This window comes from Enterococcus mediterraneensis, assembly GCF_900604485.1.
GTDB classification, from domain to species: Bacteria; Bacillota; Bacilli; order Lactobacillales; family Enterococcaceae; genus Enterococcus_C; species Enterococcus_C mediterraneensis.
In genome coordinates this window covers 701789-720312 of sequence record NZ_UWOP01000001.1, presented here as the reverse complement: position 1 = coordinate 720312, position 18524 = coordinate 701789, and the positions used below count along the sequence as shown (strand labels likewise).

Genomic DNA, 18524 nt, shown 5'->3' with positions numbered 1-18524 from the left:
TGATGAGTAAAAAGAAAAGATTTTCCATTTCACAGTTAGTCGCTTTTATATTCTTATTTGCGATGGCATGTATCTGGATTATTCCTCTGGGATATGGGGTATTAACATCTTTTAAATCAGAAATGGAACTTATGACTTCTGGATTTAAAGTCATGCCGATTGAATGGGTTTTGACCAATTATCAAGAGTTATTGATAAATAATACAAGTACTCCAATAATTCGCTGGTTTATGAATTCTCTATTAATCTCTGTTTCGCATACTCTGTTGGTATTGATTGTCGTTTCCCTGTCAGCTTTTGCGTATAGTCGCTTGAAATTTAAGGGGAAACATGCGTTGTTTTCATTCTTGTTAGCCACAATGATGTTCCCAAGTGTTGTGAATCTGATTCCTCTATATAAAATAATTGATATTCTTGGTTGGGTAAATACACCATTAGCTATGATTGTCCCGGGTGCGGCAGGTGTGTTTAATATTTTCTTGGTGAAACAGTTTATGGATAATATTCCAAAAGATTTTGATGAAGCTGCTCAAATTGATGGTGCAGGTGAGGGTACAATTTTCTTCAAAATAATCTTACCACTAATCAAACCAGTACTATTAGTAGTTTCATTATTTGCCTTTACTGGATCATGGAATGACTTTTTATGGCCTTCAATCGTTTTTAATGATATCGAAAAAATGCCGATTACATCTGGCTTGCAGCTATTACAAGGAATGTATGTATCCAAACCAACTTTGCTGATGGCAGGTGCATTGATAGCTATCGTACCAACGTTCATTTTGTACTTGTTTGCACAAAAATATTTTCTACAGTCTATGTCATTGTCTGCAGGTGTGAAAGGATGATTCTAGTTGGATAGAAAAGTTGAACGACGAATGGTTTGTACAATTGGTATCTGGCAAATTATCGATGGCTTGATAACAATTTTATATTTTGGATTATATAAATTAGCTCCTTTGAGTGGAAAAATAGCTAGTGAAATGTCTAGTCAGGCAAGTCAAACATTAAACAGTAGCATGTTTACCTTAACCTGTACATTTGGTTCATTGTTGATTGGCTTAGGTATTATGAACCTTGTGATAGCAAAACGTTATTTGAAAGATGAGCAAATTGCTAAAAAAATAGGTTTTTTTCTATTGGCACAAGGGATATTTTCCTATTTTATCTTAGATATACCTGCAATGGTTCTAAGTATTGCAACAGGTGTAGTTTACTTTGCTAAAAATAAAGCAATGAAGCGAATGGTTATTGCTAATACAAAGGTTAATTGAATCGTGAAAAAGAGATGATATTGCATAGCAATCAAATAAAATTTGTTAAAAAGAGAGGTAGAAAAAATGAGAAGTGAATATCCTCGTCCGCAATTTGTCAGGAAAGATTGGCAAAATTTAAATGGCGAGTGGGCATTTGCATTTGATGATAAGGACATGGGAAAAAGAGATCAATGGTTTGTTAAACCAGAAGTCTTTGATAAAAAAATTCAAGTTCCTTTTGTTTATCAAACTAAATTAAGTGGAATTAACAGTCAAGAAATTCATGATATTGTTTGGTATCAAAAGCAATTCAATTGGACGGAAAATCCAAACAAGCGGTGCTTACTCCATTTTGGGGCAGTAGATTATCAAGCAGAAGTATATGTGAATGGTCTTTTAGCAGGAACACATACTGGTGGACACACTCCGTTTTCACTTGATATTAGTCAATTAGTAAAAGAAAACGATAATATCTTGACTGTACGAGTACAAGACTTTCATGATAGTGAAGAGATTCCTCGTGGGAAACAATTCTGGAAACCAGAATCTTCAAGTATATGGTACACCAATACTACCGGTATCTGGCAGACAGTATGGCTAGAGCCGGTTGAAGAGTTCTTTATAAAAAACGTAAAGTTCACACCTAATATTGATAACGGAACAGTAGATATTTCTATAAAAATCAATAAGTTAGCGGCAAATCAATATATTAGGTATTCTATTTCATTCAAGGGCGAGTTACTAGTTGAGGATGTTATTAAAGTTGCCACTCAAGAAATCATTCGAACAGTGGATATATATGATAAAACAATTTTCCGCAGCAACTTTCATGATGTTGGCTGGACTTGGTCTCCTCGTACCCCTAACTTATTTGATGTAGAGTTAGAACTGGAAGATCAACAAAAAGGTGTTCTAGACCATGTATCTTCTTATTTTGGAATGCGGAAAGTCCATACGGAGAACGGGATGGTTTTTTTAAACAATCAACCATTTTATCAAAAGCTGGTATTAGATCAAGGATATTGGCCAGATGGGCTATTGACAGCGCCAACAGATGAAGACTTTAAAAAAGATATTCAATTAGCCAAGGATATGGGATTTAATGGTTGCCGTAAGCATCAAAAGATAGAAGATCCACGATTCTTATATTGGGCAGATCAGATGGGTTATATCGTATGGGGAGAATGCGCATCAACGATATCTTATTCTCCCGATGCAGTGACGAATCTAACAAACGAATGGTTTGAAATAATAGAGAGGGATTATAACCATCCATCCATCATTACTTGGGTACCGTTAAATGAAAGTTGGGGAGTACCTGAAATTCATAGTAATAAACAACAACAAAGCTTTTCACAAGGAATTTACTATATGTTACACGCCTTGGATCGAACTCGGCTAGTTATATCTAATGATGGCTGGGAAATGACTGAAACTGATATCTGTGCTATTCATAACTATTCACATGGACAAAAAAATGAGATTAATAAATATAATCATTTCAGAAAGACGTTAAAAAATGTAGAAGGCTTAGTTCATATGCCACCTGGAAAATGGGCAATTTTTGCAGAAGGATTTGAATATAAAGGACAACCAATTCTTTTGACAGAATTTGGTGGTATTGGATACAAAGTGAATGGTCAAGTTGGATGGGGATACACAACTGTTGAAAATGATGATCAATATTTAGAAGACTATAAACGTATAATGGATGCCATTTATGATTCAGAAGCTCTCTGGGGCTACTGCTATACCCAGCTTACTGATGTGGAACAAGAAATCAATGGGATTCTAACATATGATCGTCAGCCAAAAGTCGATTTAGAAAAAATCAAAGAAATCAATGACCAGTATTTCCCAGAACGTATTAATTTAAGAGGACAATGGTAAATATCAGCTATACCAAAGTGATAGAATTACTCAGCTGTTTTTATGATTAAGCCATTTTAGTGGTCTTACAGAGATTTTACTATATCCAGAATTCTACACTAATCAGTATATTTTGAAGGTAGACATGAAATTTAACGATAATAATAAAACTGTGATCGCATAATCTTATCTTTAATAATAATGGAAAATTTTTATTGATATATCACTTTAGAACGCAACAGCTAGACATAATTAACAAATTTAAGGAGAAAATAAACATATGGAAATAGAAAGAAAATCACACCCCCGACCACAATTTATTCGCAAAAATTGGTGTTCGCTTAATGGGACGTGGGATTTTAGATTTGATGATGATAATAATGGATTAATTAAAGATTGGTCTAAAGGATTTAAAACAGAAACAACTATTAATGTGCCATTTACTTATGAAACCAAGGCCAGTGGAATACACAGAGAAGAACCGCATTCTGTGATATGGTACCAAAAATGTTTTGAGTCTGACAAAGATAAAAAACTATTGACTTTGTATTTTGAAGGCGTTGATTATAATTCTTCTGTATGGGTAAACGGTACACTGGTCGGAACTCATCAAGGTGCGTATGAGCGGTTTTCTTTCGACATTTCGTCCTTAGTGGTTAATGGAGAGAATAGGATTGTTTTAAGAGTAGAAGACTCGCTTGATTGTGAACAGCCTCGAGGAAAACAGAGATGGAAAAAAGACAATTTTGGTTGTTGGTATATTCAAAATACAGGAATTTGGAAATCGGTTTGGCTTGAAGAAAAGATATCTCCAATTTCATTAGAAATGGTGAAAATCACCCCTCATTTGGATGAAGATCAAGTGATATTTCAGCCAAATGTGAATGCACCAATCGAGTTTAGTGAAGATTTGATTTTTGAAGCAATTATTACTTTTGAAGAAGAACTGATTAGTAAAGTTCAAGGTAATTTGCATAAGAAAATGCAGAGATTTACTTTGGATACTCGTTCTAAAGAAGATCCTAATTGGGGTACTAAGGTTTGGTGTCCGAATGATCCTAATTTATATAATGTAACTTTTCGATTATATAATTCAGATAAGCAACTTTTAGATGAAGTATCTAGTTATTTTGGAATGCGAAAAATTCATATAAAAAATGGTCAAATCTTGTTAAACAATACGACATTATACCAACGATTAATTTTGGATCAAGGCTATTGGCCAGAATCATCTATTACACCGCCTTCTGTTGAAGCAATGGAGTTAGATTTATCTCGCATAAAGGAATTAGGCTATAACGGATTACGAAAACACCAGAAGATAGAAGATGAACGATTCTTGTACTTATGCGATAAAATGGGGATGTTGGTGTGGAGCGAGATGCCTTCAACCTATGTTTTCAATGATATCGCTGTAGAAAATTTTGCTTCTGAATGGCAAGCAATCATTAAGCAATACTACAACCATCCAAGTATTATTACGTGGGTACCCTTCAATGAATCATGGGGAATTAAAGATATTGCTCATAGTAAAGAGCAGCAAGCTTTTACTGAAATGATTTATTATTTGACAAAAGCATATGACCCAGAACGACCAGTTATTACAAATGACGGTTGGGTGCATACTATTTCTGATATTTTAACATTACATGATTATGAAGAATATGGAGAGATGCTTGCAACTCGTTATGCTAATAAAGAGGCGATTGTTAATAACAAAATTCAATTTAATAATGATTTTTTTGCCTTTGCAAATGGATACACATATAAAAATCAACCGGTAATAATTTCAGAATTTGGCGGGATTGCATTTTCAACTGCAAAAGAAAGTGAATGGGGGTATGGCCATCAAGTAGTATCAAATGAAGAATTTATGACTCGCTTTGATAAGGTGCACAAGGCTATTCAAGATTTACCATATGTAGTGGGATATTGTTATACACAACTGACAGACGTAGAACAAGAGGTCAATGGATTACTTGATTTAAACCGCCAACCCAAAATCGAGGTTTCCCAAATTGCTGAGATTAATGCACGCCGTTTGAAGTAAGCTAAATAACAATAAAAAGTAATATGGAGCTATAACCAGAATAAAATACTGGTTATAGCTCCATTTATATACAAAATATGAATGGAAAAATTTTTGTTTTCGTACGGTCTTTTGGTATATCATGTATGGATTGATTTTGGGCTTTTTTGCAAGTTTATTAGGGATCGGTGGCGGACCAATCAATGTTTCCTTATTCTAAATAATGAAAATAGATTTGCAAATTTACAGACAGACAGTGTCTGAAGACTATACAACTTTAGGCTTGCAGATATTAAACCGATAAATGTTCCAAATTGTCACTTTGCTACTATCATTCATTGCGACAGGATAAAGATTTATGAGAGAAAGAAACGAAAAATTATTTTTATGACTTAATATAGCAAGTGAACAGCTGATTACTAGAATAAAAATTTCCTTTAAAATAACTTCCTGCAATCCCACCATCTTTATTTCCCAATCCCCAATGCGTACTTTTTTGTTTTTTACCATATTTGTTTTATCATTAAATAGAATAAAAAATATAAAAAACGAATAAAAGTAGTGTTTTTTCATTCTATTGGTATTTGAATGTCTTAAAAGATAACGGATTTCTAATTAAATCAAGGATGGGGGAGTATTTATGAAAGGTATCATTTTAGCGGGAGGTTCCGGGACGCGTTTATATCCTTTGACTCAGGCGACATCAAAACAATTAATGCCAGTCTATGATAAGCCGATGATCTATTATCCAATGTCTGTGTTGATGTTGGCGGGAATCAACGAGATTTTGATTATTTCGACACCGCAAGACACACCGCGGTTTGAAGAGCTATTTGGCGATGGCAGTCAGTATGGCATTCATATCGAGTATGCGGTACAGCCGAGTCCGGATGGTCTGGCGCAGGCTTTTATTATCGGCGAAGATTTTATTGGAGAGGATAATGTATGTCTGATTTTGGGAGACAATATCTATTACGGCGGCGGATTGTCGAAGATGCTGCAGCGGGCGGCACAAAAAGAGACTGGTGCGACGGTATTCGGTTATCACGTGAATGATCCGGAACGCTTTGGTGTCGTGGAATTCGATAAAAATATGCAAGCGATTTCTATCGAAGAAAAACCGGAAGTCCCTAAATCAAATTATGCGGTAACTGGATTGTATTTTTATGACAATGACGTGATCGAGCTTGCGAAACAGATCAAGCCGTCAGCGCGTGGAGAGTTAGAGATCACAGATATCAATCAAGCCTATTTGAAAAAAGGCAAGTTGTCCGTTGAGATCATGGGACGGGGCTTTGCTTGGCTGGATACAGGGACCCATGAGTCGTTGCTGGAAGCTTCGACATTTATCGAAACCATCGAAAAACGACAAAATCTGAAAGTCGCTTGTCTGGAAGAGATCGCCTATCGGATGGGCTATATCACCAAAGAGAAACTGGTAGAATTAGCACAGCCATTGAAAAAAAATCAATACGGGCAATATCTGCTCCGTTTAGCGGATGAGGTGTAAGTATGGGAAGAATCAATATAACAGAAACAAAATTAACAGATGTCAAACTGATCGAGCCAGCCGTATTCGGCGATCATCGCGGGTTCTTTACTGAGAGCTATTCAAAATCTGATTTTGAAGAAGCTGGCATTTTGTTTGATTTTGTTCAAGACAATCATTCCTTATCGACACAGCCGGGAGTTTTGCGAGGATTGCATTTTCAAAAAGGCGATGCGGCGCAAACGAAACTGATCCGCGTGGTGACTGGTGTTGTCTGGGACGTGATCGTGGATATCCGTAAAGGCAGTCCTACTTATGGGCAATGGGAAGGCTACATTTTATCTGAATACAATCATCGGCAATTACTGGTGCCAAAGGGCTATGCTCATGGTTTTGTGACGCTGACACCAGATGTGAATTTCTTGTATAAATGCGACAACTATTATAATGCCGAAGCCGATGGCGGGATCGCCTTTGATGATCCGGATCTGGCGATCGATTGGCCGATTGCAGTGGATAAAGCGATTATGTCGGAAAAAGATCACAAGCATCCGACACTAAAAGAATTTGAAAAAGAAAATCCGTTTGTATACGGTGAAATCTAAGGGATGGAGGAGAAGGCAATGAAGAAGATCATCGTTACCGGCGGTGCCGGTTTTATCGGTTCTAATTTTGTCCATTATGTCGTCAACAACCATCCAGACGTTCATGTGACAGTTCTGGATAAATTGACTTATGCCGGCAATCGGGAAAATCTAGCAGGATTACCGGAAGACCGTGTAAAATTGGTAGTAGGAGACATCACTGACGCTGCATTAGTCGATGAATTAGTTTCTCAAACAGACGCGGTGGTTCATTACGCGGCGGAATCTCATAATGACAATTCACTGAAAGATCCATTCCCGTTTGTGCAGACGAATCTGATCGGTACCTACACACTGATCGAAGCCTGCCGCAAACATGGCGTGCGGTATCATCATGTATCGACAGACGAGGTTTATGGCGACCTGCCGTTGCGGGAAGATTTGCCGGGACATGGAGAAGGCGCGGGAGAGAAATTCACACCGGAAACAGCCTATAATCCCTCAAGTCCTTACTCTTCTACGAAAGCTGGTTCCGATCTTTTGGTTCGTGCATGGGTCCGTTCCTTTGATTTGCAGGCGACCATCTCCAATTGTTCCAATAATTATGGTCCGTATCAGCATATTGAGAAATTCATTCCTCGCCAGATCACGAATATCTTAAGCGGGATCCGTCCTAAACTATACGGCGAAGGAAAAAATGTGCGGGATTGGATCCATACCAATGATCATTCGGCGGCTGTGTGGCTGATCTTGACGAAAGGCAAAATCGGCGAGACTTATCTGATCGGCGCAGACGGTGAAAAAGACAACAAGACCGTTTTAGAATTGATTTTAGAATTGATGGGGCAACCGAAAGACGCCTACGATCAAGTCAAGGATCGTGCCGGACACGACTTGCGCTACGCCATTGATGCGACGAAATTGCGCGAAGAATTGGGCTGGCAGCCGGAATTCACTGATTTTCGAGAAGGGCTGGCAGATACGATCGCTTGGTATACGGAGAATAAAGATTGGTGGCAAGCGGAAAAAAGCGCGGTAGAAGAAAGTTACAGAAAAAATGGACAATAAAAGTATTAAAAAAGCAGAAGCAGTTCTGCTTTTTTTGAAAGGATGATCAGCATGATCTTGATTACCGGAGGAAACGGACAGTTAGGAACAGAACTGCGATTATTATTAGAAGAACAGGGAGTGGCTGACGTCATCGCCACGGATTCTCATGACCTGGATGTGACGGAAGAAAAAGAAGTACTGGCGTTTGTTCAGGAAAAGCGGCCGTCTGTCATTTATCATTGCGCGGCATATACCGCAGTGGATAAAGCCGAGGAAGACAGAAAATTAGATGAAGCTGTCAATGTTACCGGTACGAGAAATGTTGCTTTGGCAGCAAAAGCAGTAGATGCGATCTTGGTTTATATCGGCACCGATTATGTGTTTGACGGCAAGAAAAAAAACGGCGAGTATCAAGTAGATGATCCAACCAATCCGTTGAACGAATATGGTCGGACAAAATTGTTAGGGGAGCAAGCGGTCCAAGAGATCATGGACAATTATTACATCATCCGGACATCTTGGGTCTTTGGGGCATACGGGCATAACTTTGTATTTACCATGAAAAATCTGGCAAAGACCCGAGACACACTGACAGTGGTCAATGATCAGTTCGGCCGCCCCACATGGACGCGGACATTGGCGGAATTTATGGTTTATGTCATCCAGCAAAAAGCACCCTATGGTATCTACCATCTTTCCAATGACAACAGCTGTTCTTGGTATGAATTTGCCAAAGCGATCTTGAAAGATCAGCCGGTCGAGGTCTTACCGGTGACATCTGAAGAGTATCCGCAAAAAGCAAAACGACCGCAATATTCCGTGATGGATCTAAGCAAAGCCAAAGCACTAGGCTTCAAGATCCCTACTTGGCAAGAAGCACTAACCAAAATGTTGGAAAAATTATAACTTCAAAAAGTTCAATGAAATAAAATCTGAAAAAAGGACAAACTCTTAAAGCAAAGATGAAACAGCCCGTCATCGATAGCTGTTCTTTGCGAATAACGATAATAACAGCTAAACTGGAATTATGTCATAAGTCGAGCAAAGCGGCATTTTAACCTACATGTTTCAAACAGATTCCGCAATAAGTAAAAGGTGATGTGTGAAGTGTTTGAAAGTCAGAGCGGTTATTTTGTACCTCACCGACTTGTGTCATGATTTCTTTTTTTAGGAGCAATGTGTATGCGAAAATTTTTGATCTATTTGATTTCTTTTCTTTTATCTTTTGGTTTTGCCTTTCTTTTAGTGGATTTTTTAGTGATCCCTACGCTGGACAGTTATCCGCGTTTTCAAAATATGATGGATCGTTTCGCTTATACGGAGCTGATTCTGGTGATTTTTGTCGGATTGGCTGTGTGGCTGTTTTATATCCAATGGCGTCTGAAAAAATTATCAACTATTTATTTGTACCTGTTTTACAGTGTTTATTTCTTTTTACTGTTTGTCGTACTTTTTACTAAAGCGAGTCATTACCATACGATGACGTTGGAGCTTTTTGATTTTGTCAGCAGTGACCCGAAAGTGATCTTGGACGCCGTGTTGAACCTCGTCTATTTTATTCCTTTAGGCGTGTTGTACGGATTGAAGGCGACCTTCAAAGAATTTATTATCATTGCGCTGCTTACGATCTTAGGAATCGAAAGCATCCAATATTTGTTTTATATCGGAACATTTGCGCTGAGTGATATTTTATTGAATTTTATCGGCTGCGGGATCGGTTATCTCATATGTGACCTGTTACGTCCGCGCTTTACACAACATGATTATCGACGGAGAATGATCCGTAAATAAATATAAGGAGAATGCTTATGAAAATCGAACATATCGCCATCTGGGTAGATGACCTTGAAAAAATGAAAAATTTCTATCAAACATATTTTCATGTCACCAGCAATCAAATGTACCATAATCAAAAAACGGGATTTCGTTCCTACTTTTTAGAATTTGAAGAAGGCAGCAGGATCGAACTGACCAATAAAAAACATTTGTCCCCACGGATCGCAGACAGTCTGGGATATACTCATCTTGCGATCGCGGTGGGAAATAAAAGTGATGTGGATGCTATGACCGAGCGCTTTGTCACAGATGGTTTTCCTTTATTAAGTGGTCCGCGAACCACAGGCGACGGGTATTATGAATCAGTGATCCAAGATCCAGAAGGAAATCTGATCGAACTAACGACGGATCAATAACCTTAATTGTTTTGTCCTCTTTCCGATAATGTTATAATGAGGAAAAGGGGGCGCTTACAATGGACGGATATAAATCAATTCTAGTAGCGATCGACGGGTCGAAAAATGCGGACAAAGCATTCAACGAAGCGGTCAATATCGCCGTACAAAATCAAGCAAGTCTTTACATCGCAGCCATCATCAATGAAGAGGAGCTGTCTACCAGTTCTTTTGCCTACTCGAAGATTTTAAAAGAGGAGCAGGAAAAAACTGAAGTGGATATGTTGAAACGCATCCATGATGCCAAAGAAGCTGGACTATCTCAGGTTGAACCGATCGTCGAAGTTGGAGATCCTAAAGTGTTTATCACAAAAACGATCCCTGAAGCCCATATGATCGATCTGATCATTGTCGGCGCGACAGGAATGGGATCCATCACTCGTGAAAAAGTCGGATCGACCACCCAGTATATTGTGGACAATTCCCCATGCAGTGTATTGATGGTGAAATAATTCAGTCAAAAATCCAACATCTGAAAAGGTGTTGGGTTTTTTATTGATAAAAGATACTTAAAAAGAAGTTAGCTGTAAAGACCTCCCAATAGAAATTCGCGATGACGATAATTTTGATGCAATAAGGTAATAAAAAAGCCGTTTCAAGAAACCGTTTAGGGTTCTGAAATGGCTTTTTTTGAGAAAATGTCTTATTTTATCTGCTTTTTTAATGGAAGCTGCGGGTTGCGATAAACTGTCCTTCCGCTGTTTCCACAATGGTTTCGATACCGTGACACAGCTGGTCGGTTGCTTCTTCTTCAATCTCCATCAATAGAACCTGATGATTCGACATCGGCAATCCGATGACACGATTGGTTGTCGTTAGATGAAGCTGCATCAATGATTGGATTTGTTGAGACAGCTGTTTTAATTCGCTTTTTTTCTTAGTCAAACGCCACTGTTCCTGCTGGAAAAGACGTAGACTGCCAAAAAGGATTGCATTTTTGACGGTGGTTTCACGTACTACTTTTTTTAACATTTTTTTATCCCTCATTTAAGCCAAACGCTCTACTGGCGAATGAGTGATCGACAGGGGAGCGTCTGAGTGGACAGTAACCGTTAGTTTTGGACGATAGTTTTTCGCGATTTGACGCAGGTGATTGATCTCTTCTTTTGGACAATCTACATAAAAAATAATCCCATCATACTGTTCCTCAAACTGTTTGAGAAATGCTTCGGCTTGTTGGAGCCATTTGGCAGGATCAGACAAACTCGTATAAAAAATAACTTGTTTATTCCGGAGCTGCGTTTGCGGCAAAGAATCGGCGTAGCCGACGATTGCGATTTTATTTCCTGTATGTTGTTTTTTGATATGTTCCCACACATAGTTGATCTTTCGTTCATTTCCTTCAATAATGTACATGACTAAATCTCCTTTTTCTTTTTCGATCCATTTGATTTAGCAGGCAGTAATAGCCCTACTAAAAAGGATAATTCATGCATGGCTATCACCCCCTTTATAAAAAATAACAAAAGATATTAAATTCCATTGTAACATGTTCCATAAATAAAGCAACTAATAAAGATGTCGGCGGGCGAAATCCGCTTTTTTTATATCGACCTTTGATTCAGCATACGATCGCCTTTGGTTTGCCTAAGCGTTCTTCGCGGTCATTGATTTTTCTGATGATCTCCAATTCGTTTTCTATGTGATAGTTTTTCATCATGTCTCCGCGCTTTCCGGGGATATCGGCAATAGTCAGGCTGCGGATGACATGATTGATCTCGTTGGTGCCTAGTATTTGCAAGTATTCTTGCAGCGGGAGGTATTCGTGAAGCAAGTCATAACTCCATTCGCGTTTGACGATTCCTTGGCAGATAAAACCTAATTGCATACTGTTGTGGATGCTTTTTCGCGTGAGCTCGCAACGGATCTGAAATCCATTGCGCAGATGGATGCAAGTATCTAGTGCCCCTTCTTCAATGGCGGAGATTTGTGCGGGATTGATCCAAATGGTTGGTTTGCTGTTGATAGCACCGAGAGGGATCAACGAATAATTGGGCAATCCGCATGAAAGTTTGTAATGGTAGTGATGAAAAACAGTCGCGAGGGCATAGCGATACAGCTTCGGCTGGATATGAAGATGGGTTTGGATAAGTGAGTTGATTATCTGATAGTTGCAGCTTTCCACGCATTGAAACAAGTCCTCTGTCAAAACGAAACACTGTCTGTAATGTTCCTTCTCAACAGGGATCAATGCATAGATCGTTTGGTAAGTGGGAAACTCCGCGACAGGCTCGATTTTTGACGTCAACGTATCAATATTTTTCTGATGAAAAATTGTCGTTTGCCGTATGTTTGTTTCCGTTATACTTGCTTTGAAATCTCGAGCTGCGAAAGTTCCTGATTTGCCAATGTTTTTGTGACCAACTGATTTTTCCATGACTAAACACATCCTCATAACTAAAATTAGTAAAACGATCTTCCATTAATAATTACGATAGTTTTTTCAATCTTTTTTTCTAGATTGCGCTGATTTTGCGGAAATAGCAGGATCAGCGGGATTTTTTTCTTTGCTATTCTTTAGTTACCGGCCGGAATTGTGAAAAAGGATGAACGAGATGGAAAATCAAGAGATCGAAGAATTATTGCGGGAGTATCAGGAGTTGATGGAGATCGTCTTGTCAAAAGTCGGCATCTATAAACGTCACGCTGAGTATGATGATTGTTTACAAGAATTACGGATTCTTTGCTATGAGATGATCGTCCCCTTCACTTCTCGAGAAACTTTTGAGAAACAGTATCCCAAAGGTTTCTTGTTTCAAAAATTATGCTGGCATGTACGGGACTTCCAGCGAAGAAATAGAAAAATCCAAGCTAAAGAATCAGGAGATGAGCTTTTATTGGAACAGCTTCCGGCAGAAATCGCTGTAGAGTTGCGGGAATATTTCACGGATCTATGGGCAGCCCTTCAACAAAAAGAACAAAAAATGCTGTTAAAACTGCTTCAAGAAAACGAAAAACCATTGAGCCGACAGACGCGGCATCACTATCGTAAACAGTTGCGAAAAAAATTTCAAAAAAATGAAAAAAGCGTTTGACATTTTGCCTGTAAATTTCGTTATAAGGGTGTAAGGCGCGCAACTTACTAAAACAAAAACTGGGAGGTAAAAAATATGAAAGCAAGTGTAACGACTGAATTAGGGATCATGTACCAAGAAGATGGGAAAGAACGGTTGTCCAAACAACGAATGACAAATGTCGTTGAAAATCCGGCAGAAGAAGACATCTTGGCTTTAGGCGACGTCTTTGACAACTTAGCGCCGCAATCTGCCGCAGTGGTGAGTGTCGTTGAAACAGTTGCTACTGAATACGTGAAATAAGGAGGAGATCTAAATGAAAAAACTGCACATGACATTTTTAAACGAAGAAGGTAAAAAACACAAATTGATTCCGCGATTCGCTGATGAGAATCTCTCGGCGATCCAAGTCCAAACAGCGATGAACGAACTGACACAACTGCCGCTTTTTGAAAAGGCGGGTGTCGCATTATTTACTCAAGTCGACAGTGCAAAATATGTCGAAGTGATCGAGACTGAATTGTTTTAATTGATTTTTGAATGGGAAAATCGGGGTGACCGGTTTTTCCATTCTTTTTTAGGAGGGGAAGAAATGATTCCTAAACCAGCGATCATCGATATCAGTGAATGGCAGCTGCCTTCAAAGATCGATTATGATAAGTTAGCAAAACAGATTTCAGGGGTGATCGTGCGGATCCAATACGGTTCTGCTTATGAGGACAAACACTATCGAACCCATATCAGAGAATTTAAAAAACGCGGTATCCCGATCGCTGTTTACGCGTGGGTCCGCGGTGTGGATCATAAGGATATGGAAAAAGAAGCGGAGCTGTTTTGGCTGAGAGGAAAGGAATTCGAACCGAGTTTTTGGTGGTTGGATATCGAAGAGTTCTCCATGGCAGATATGCGAAGCGGCTGTGAATATTACCGACGAAAGCTAAAAAAATCCGGAGCGAAAAAAGTCGGAGCGTATATCGCTAACCATCTTTATCAGCGCTTGAACATCGACACGAAAGCCTTTGACGGGATCTGGCTGCCGACATATGGCGTAAATGATGGATTCTATTTAGGCGCGGATCCCACCGCTTCAAAAAATTATGATCTTCATCAATATACTTCCAATGGCCGATTGCCCGGCTATAATGGGGCGTTGGATCTAAATCGATTGAATGGAAAGCCATTTGATTATTTTTTCGACAAAAACGCGGCAGGCCCTGTGGAAGGAGGTACGATCACTATGAAGACATTCACTTTGATGACGGATATTTATCTGCGGAAATCCGCGGATCCTAAAGCTGCGGCCATCACTTTATTAAAACAAGGGCAGCAGGTGAAGATCAATGACATCTGTATCGCAAATGGTTATCTATGGGGAATCCAGCCTCGCGATGATGGATCGAAGGGCTTTCTGGCTCTGGGCGAATTTTCTGGATTCGGCAGATTTTAATAAAGGGTAATCACCAAAACAGAATACTTGTCAGAAAAAGCTGAGCATGGTATCTTACACTTACAATAAGTAAGTGATAGGAGGGGCACAGGGTGAAGTATTATTTTGACGCAGGAGAAGCGGGCGGAAAAAATCTATTGCTGCTTCATGGCACTGGCGGAGATGAATATTCGCTAGTAGACATCGCCCGTTTTTTAGATGGTTCATGTCGGATTCTTTCGTTTCGTGGGGAAGTCCAAGAAGAAGGAATGAATCGATTTTTTAAACGCAACGGATTAAATCAATTTGATTTTGACAGTCTAGAAGAAGAAGCGGACCGCTTGTACGAAGAAATCAAACAAATGAGTGAAGAAAAACAAGTACCGCTGGAAGACTGGATTTTGGTAGGCTATTCAAATGGCGCGAATATCGCGGCTCATTTGTTGTTGGAAAGAGAAACAAAGTTGACTAAAGGAATCTTTTTCCACCCAATGTCACTAGAAGTCCATACCAAAGATTTTTCATTAGCGGATAAAAAAGTCTGGTTGTCTTTTGGTGATGGCGATCCGATCGTCAGCCCTGAATCCTTCAATGAGTTGGCAGAAAACTTTGAAAAACGCGGTGCCGATGTTACGATCGAACATACCACAACTGGGCATCAAATCAACATGGCGGAACTGGGATCCGCAAGAAATTGGCTGAATACAAAAGGATAAAGAAAAGGACAAAGTAAAGTCGCAGACTTTTACTTTGTCCTTTTTGTTTTTTCGCAGATCGACATCATCAGATAACTGATCACGTGATGGAAAAATCTGTTGGAATTTTGCTCTATCTCTTCCGCTTATCCAAGTTTGCGTTCAAAAGGATCGCTGGATACGCCTTTATCCAATACTTGTTTTGCATATTCTTGTGCGCTAAAGAGGGAGTGATCGCGGTAGTTGCCGCATTCTTTTGCGGAAACAGCGGGAACATAGTCGGTTTCAACAACGTGTTTTTGCAAAACAGTTACTAAGGCGTCGCGAATCTCTTCTGTGGTGTGTTCGCCCCACAGGATCAAATAAAATCCAGTACGACAGCCCATTGGTGATAAGTCGATAACACCTGTCAAATAATCCCGCAAGTTGACGGCTAACAGATGTTCTAATGTGTGGACCGCAGCAGTCGGCAGGGCATCTTCATTCGGCTGCAAAAAACGCAGGTCATATTTTTGGATCAATGTATCATTATTGACCTCAGTTCCGGCAAGGCGGACATAAGGTGCTTTTACTGTATTATGGTCTAATTCAAAACTTTCTACTCGTGCCATAAGTATCCTCCTAATAATCGATTGTGGTAACTATAACAAAAAAATAAGCGGCTTTCAATTCCCTAAAAATTACAAGTGTTGCTGAAATTGTCTGAAAAGTGTGATAAAATAGCAAAAAGTTTAGTTTATGAGGAGTGAAGTCAATGAGTACTCAATATCGTGTTGCCGTTGTTGGCGCAACAGGTGCGGTGGGCACCAAAATGATCGAAATGCTGGAACAAACATCTTTGCCGTTGGCGGAAGTGAAGTTATTGGCATCTAAGCGTTCAGCTGGAAAAACTCTGAACTTTAATGGCCAAGAATTAGTAGTGGAAGAACTGGTTCCAGAATCTTTCGAAGGGATCGACCTTGCTTTGTTCAGTGCAGGCGGCGGGATCTCCAAGAAATTTGCGCCGGAAGCGGTCAAACGCGGAGCAGTGGTCGTTGACAATACCAGTTATTTTCGGATGGATCCGGAAGTGCCGCTGGTAGTTCCAGAAGTAAATAAAGAAGCACTGCATCAACACAAAGGAATCATCGCCAATCCTAACTGTTCAACGATCCAAATGATGGTGGCGTTGGAACCGATCCGCCAAGCAGCAGGTCTTGACCGGATCATCGTTTCCACATACCAAGCAGTTTCCGGTGCAGGAGCGCAAGCTATGGAAGAATTGAAACGGGAAACACTGTCTTATTTGGACGGAACTCCTGCGAATGAGTTGAATCCTGAAATCTTGCCATCTGGCGGAGATAAAAAGCATTATCCTATCTCATTTAACGCATTGCCTCAAATCGATGTGTTTGCCGAAGATGATTATACCTATGAAGAATGGAAAATGATCAACGAGACTCACAAGATCATGGACGATCAAGCGATCAAAGTTGCTGCTACATGTGTGCGGATCCCTGTATTCAGCGGACATTCCGAATCAGTTTACATTGAAACCAAAGAAAAAACCGATGTTGCTGCCATCAAAGCGCTGTTAGAAAAAGCACCAGGTGTCGTATTGGAAGATGATCCTAGCAATCAAATCTATCCGCAAGCGTTGAACAGCATCGGCAAAAAAGAAACCTTTGTCGGCCGCATCCGTCGAGATTTGGATGTGGAAAACGGCTTCCACATGTGGGTGGTTTCCGACAACTTGTTGAAAGGCGCCGCTTGGAATTCCGTACAGATCGCCGAAACATTGCATGAAATGGATCTATTACGAGTAGAATAATTTATCGATCAATCTATAAAAGCTAAGAGAAACGCGAGAGGAAAGGCGTTTTTCTTAGCTTTTTAAGCGTTCCCTAAGAAAAATATTGATGAGACAATCCAATTGTGGAAAACGGTTACTTGTGCTATTTTAGGGGCATGAAAGGAGCTGTTTCAATTGGACATCTATTTGAATTTTAACTCTGAATCACGCGAAGCCATGACATTTTATGAAAAAGTTTTTGATACGAAAGCAACAGATATCACGACATACGGAGAAATGCCGGGAATAGAAGAAATGCACTTGTCGGACGAAGCAAAAGATTTGGTCACGAATGCGCGGATGAATATCTATGGAACATTGGTCATGTTCGCGGACGTGCCAAAAGGGGTCGCACCGGAAGTAGTAGTAGGGAACAACATCTCACTAGTCCTGCAGACTACCGCAGAGGAAGAGACCAAAAAACTGTTTGAACAGCTTTCAGAAGGCGGAAAAGTCGAAATGCCGTTAGAAGCGGTACCTTGGGCGAAGCTCTACGGAATGGTGACTGACCGCTTCGGCGTGAATTGGCAGATCAATTATAGTGGGGAATAAGTAGAAAATAGCAAAAAAACTGGAAGACAAGTCAGATAAATCGACTTGTCTTCCAGTTTTTTATTATTCAGTTAGTGTACAAGAAAGATGAACTTATTTATTCAACTCTTTCATTACTTTATCAGGTACATCGGATTCAGATACAGTATTTGGTCCTTTGATGATCCGTTTTTTGCTGATTTCCGCTTTGACGATGGCATTTGGTTGGTAAGGTGTTGGATTTTCACCAGACAGATCATACCCCATCGTTTGTTTTTCACCGTTTTCTTTGACGAAGGTCAGTGTATATTTGTAAGATGACCATCCTTTGATGATTTCACCAGAATCACTTTTTGTTTGTGTTTTTTCAGGTACGGTTTCGGGAATACGAGCATAAGCTGTTTGTCCATTGTACGTGTCATTATAGTAATTGTAACCAAAGTAGCCGGCTACACCAAGTGCGATCAAGAAAATTACTCCGATAATTTTTTTCATAGTTTTTTCAACCTCTCATTTATT

General features: G+C 39.6%; 23 protein-coding genes and 1 pseudogene. 19 read left to right on the top strand and 5 right to left on the bottom strand.

Annotated features, from left to right (window positions below; translation table 11 throughout):
- Window positions 1-2: 2 nt before the first annotated feature.
- The 12 genes and pseudogenes from EFB00_RS03415 (at window position 3) to EFB00_RS03355 (ending at window position 10960) form a co-directional block, all read left to right on the top strand.
- Window positions 3-848: a carbohydrate ABC transporter permease gene (locus tag EFB00_RS03415; protein WP_122645524.1), complete on the top strand. Its 846-nt coding sequence runs from the start codon at window positions 3-5 to the stop codon at window positions 846-848.
- 6 nt (window positions 849-854) lie between these two features.
- A complete protein-coding gene (locus EFB00_RS03410) occupies window positions 855-1274 on the top strand; it encodes a hypothetical protein (RefSeq protein ID WP_122645523.1) in 420 nt (139 codons plus the stop codon).
- Between the two features lie 66 nt (window positions 1275-1340).
- Window positions 1341-3146: a glycoside hydrolase family 2 protein gene (locus EFB00_RS03405; protein WP_122645522.1), complete on the top strand. Its 1806-nt coding sequence runs from the start codon at window positions 1341-1343 to the stop codon at window positions 3144-3146.
- 259 nt (window positions 3147-3405) lie between these two features.
- Complete coding sequence (locus EFB00_RS03400; RefSeq protein ID WP_122645521.1) at window positions 3406-5175, top strand: glycoside hydrolase family 2 protein; 1770 nt, start codon at window positions 3406-3408, stop codon at window positions 5173-5175.
- A gap of 64 nt (window positions 5176-5239) precedes the next feature.
- Window positions 5240-5368, top strand: a pseudogene (locus EFB00_RS13585) (sulfite exporter TauE/SafE family protein); the annotation flags it as partial.
- Window positions 5369-5794: 426 nt separating this feature from the next.
- Window positions 5795-6664 carry a glucose-1-phosphate thymidylyltransferase RfbA gene (gene rfbA / locus EFB00_RS03385; RefSeq protein ID WP_122645519.1) on the top strand — a complete coding sequence of 290 codons (870 nt, stop codon included), beginning with the start codon at window positions 5795-5797 and terminating at the stop codon, window positions 6662-6664.
- A gap of 2 nt (window positions 6665-6666) precedes the next feature.
- Entirely contained in the window at window positions 6667-7248 is a 582-nt protein-coding gene (gene rfbC, locus EFB00_RS03380; RefSeq protein WP_122645518.1) for a dTDP-4-dehydrorhamnose 3,5-epimerase, read from the top strand.
- Between the two features lie 18 nt (window positions 7249-7266).
- The gene (rfbB, locus tag EFB00_RS03375) at window positions 7267-8295 is read left to right on the top strand and encodes a dTDP-glucose 4,6-dehydratase (RefSeq protein WP_122645517.1); all 1029 of its coding nucleotides are present in this window, start codon (window positions 7267-7269) and stop codon (window positions 8293-8295) included.
- 51 nt (window positions 8296-8346) lie between these two features.
- Entirely contained in the window at window positions 8347-9183 is an 837-nt protein-coding gene (rfbD, locus tag EFB00_RS03370) for a dTDP-4-dehydrorhamnose reductase (RefSeq protein ID WP_122645516.1), read from the top strand.
- Between the two features lie 276 nt (window positions 9184-9459).
- Window positions 9460-10068 carry a VanZ family protein gene (locus EFB00_RS03365; protein WP_122645515.1) on the top strand — a complete coding sequence of 203 codons (609 nt, stop codon included), beginning with the start codon at window positions 9460-9462 and terminating at the stop codon, window positions 10066-10068.
- Window positions 10069-10085: 17 nt separating this feature from the next.
- A complete protein-coding gene (locus tag EFB00_RS03360; protein ID WP_122645514.1) occupies window positions 10086-10469 on the top strand; it encodes a VOC family protein in 384 nt (127 codons plus the stop codon).
- A 59-nt stretch (window positions 10470-10528) separates the two neighbouring features.
- Entirely contained in the window at window positions 10529-10960 is a 432-nt protein-coding gene (locus EFB00_RS03355) for a universal stress protein (protein WP_122645513.1), read from the top strand.
- 208 nt (window positions 10961-11168) lie between these two features.
- Here the strand turns inward: EFB00_RS03355 and EFB00_RS03350 are convergent, their stop codons facing one another.
- The 3 genes from EFB00_RS03350 to EFB00_RS03340 form a co-directional block, all read right to left on the bottom strand.
- A complete protein-coding gene (locus EFB00_RS03350; RefSeq protein ID WP_122645512.1) occupies window positions 11169-11480 on the bottom strand; it encodes a hypothetical protein in 312 nt (103 codons plus the stop codon).
- 15 nt (window positions 11481-11495) lie between these two features.
- The gene (locus tag EFB00_RS03345; protein ID WP_122645511.1) at window positions 11496-11864 is read right to left on the bottom strand and encodes a hypothetical protein; all 369 of its coding nucleotides are present in this window, start codon (window positions 11862-11864) and stop codon (window positions 11496-11498) included.
- A 205-nt stretch (window positions 11865-12069) separates the two neighbouring features.
- Window positions 12070-12885 carry a hypothetical protein gene (locus EFB00_RS03340; protein WP_122645510.1) on the bottom strand — a complete coding sequence of 272 codons (816 nt, stop codon included), beginning with the start codon at window positions 12883-12885 and terminating at the stop codon, window positions 12070-12072.
- A 178-nt stretch (window positions 12886-13063) separates the two neighbouring features.
- On the opposite strand from EFB00_RS03340, the gene EFB00_RS03335 reads away from it, so the two are divergent.
- The 5 genes from EFB00_RS03335 (at window position 13064) to EFB00_RS03315 (ending at window position 15664) form a co-directional block, all read left to right on the top strand.
- Window positions 13064-13543, top strand: coding sequence for a sigma-70 RNA polymerase sigma factor region 4 domain-containing protein (locus tag EFB00_RS03335; protein ID WP_122645509.1), 480 nt, complete (start codon window positions 13064-13066; stop codon window positions 13541-13543).
- Window positions 13544-13618: 75 nt separating this feature from the next.
- On the top strand, window positions 13619-13825 hold the full coding sequence (locus tag EFB00_RS03330; RefSeq protein ID WP_122645508.1) for a DUF1659 domain-containing protein: 207 nt from the start codon (window positions 13619-13621) through the stop codon (window positions 13823-13825).
- A 13-nt stretch (window positions 13826-13838) separates the two neighbouring features.
- Window positions 13839-14051, top strand: coding sequence for a DUF2922 domain-containing protein (locus EFB00_RS03325; protein ID WP_122645507.1), 213 nt, complete (start codon window positions 13839-13841; stop codon window positions 14049-14051).
- 63 nt (window positions 14052-14114) lie between these two features.
- Entirely contained in the window at window positions 14115-14969 is an 855-nt protein-coding gene (locus EFB00_RS03320) for a glycoside hydrolase family 25 protein (RefSeq protein ID WP_122645506.1), read from the top strand.
- 92 nt (window positions 14970-15061) lie between these two features.
- Window positions 15062-15664 (top strand): alpha/beta hydrolase, encoded by a 603-nt coding sequence (locus EFB00_RS03315; RefSeq protein WP_122645505.1) that lies wholly within the window; start codon window positions 15062-15064, stop codon window positions 15662-15664.
- Window positions 15665-15789: 125 nt separating this feature from the next.
- Here the strand turns inward: EFB00_RS03315 and EFB00_RS03310 are convergent, their stop codons facing one another.
- Window positions 15790-16254 carry an S-ribosylhomocysteine lyase gene (locus EFB00_RS03310; protein ID WP_122645504.1) on the bottom strand — a complete coding sequence of 155 codons (465 nt, stop codon included), beginning with the start codon at window positions 16252-16254 and terminating at the stop codon, window positions 15790-15792.
- A gap of 143 nt (window positions 16255-16397) precedes the next feature.
- Between EFB00_RS03310 and EFB00_RS03305 the strand changes: the two genes are divergently transcribed.
- Window positions 16398-17453: an aspartate-semialdehyde dehydrogenase gene (locus EFB00_RS03305; protein WP_122645503.1), complete on the top strand. Its 1056-nt coding sequence runs from the start codon at window positions 16398-16400 to the stop codon at window positions 17451-17453.
- 156 nt (window positions 17454-17609) lie between these two features.
- Window positions 17610-18026: a VOC family protein gene (locus EFB00_RS03300; protein WP_122645502.1), complete on the top strand. Its 417-nt coding sequence runs from the start codon at window positions 17610-17612 to the stop codon at window positions 18024-18026.
- 93 nt (window positions 18027-18119) lie between these two features.
- On the opposite strand, the gene EFB00_RS03295 is transcribed toward EFB00_RS03300, so the two are convergent.
- Entirely contained in the window at window positions 18120-18500 is a 381-nt protein-coding gene (locus EFB00_RS03295) for a YxeA family protein (protein WP_122645501.1), read from the bottom strand.
- Window positions 18501-18524 lie beyond the last annotated feature (24 nt).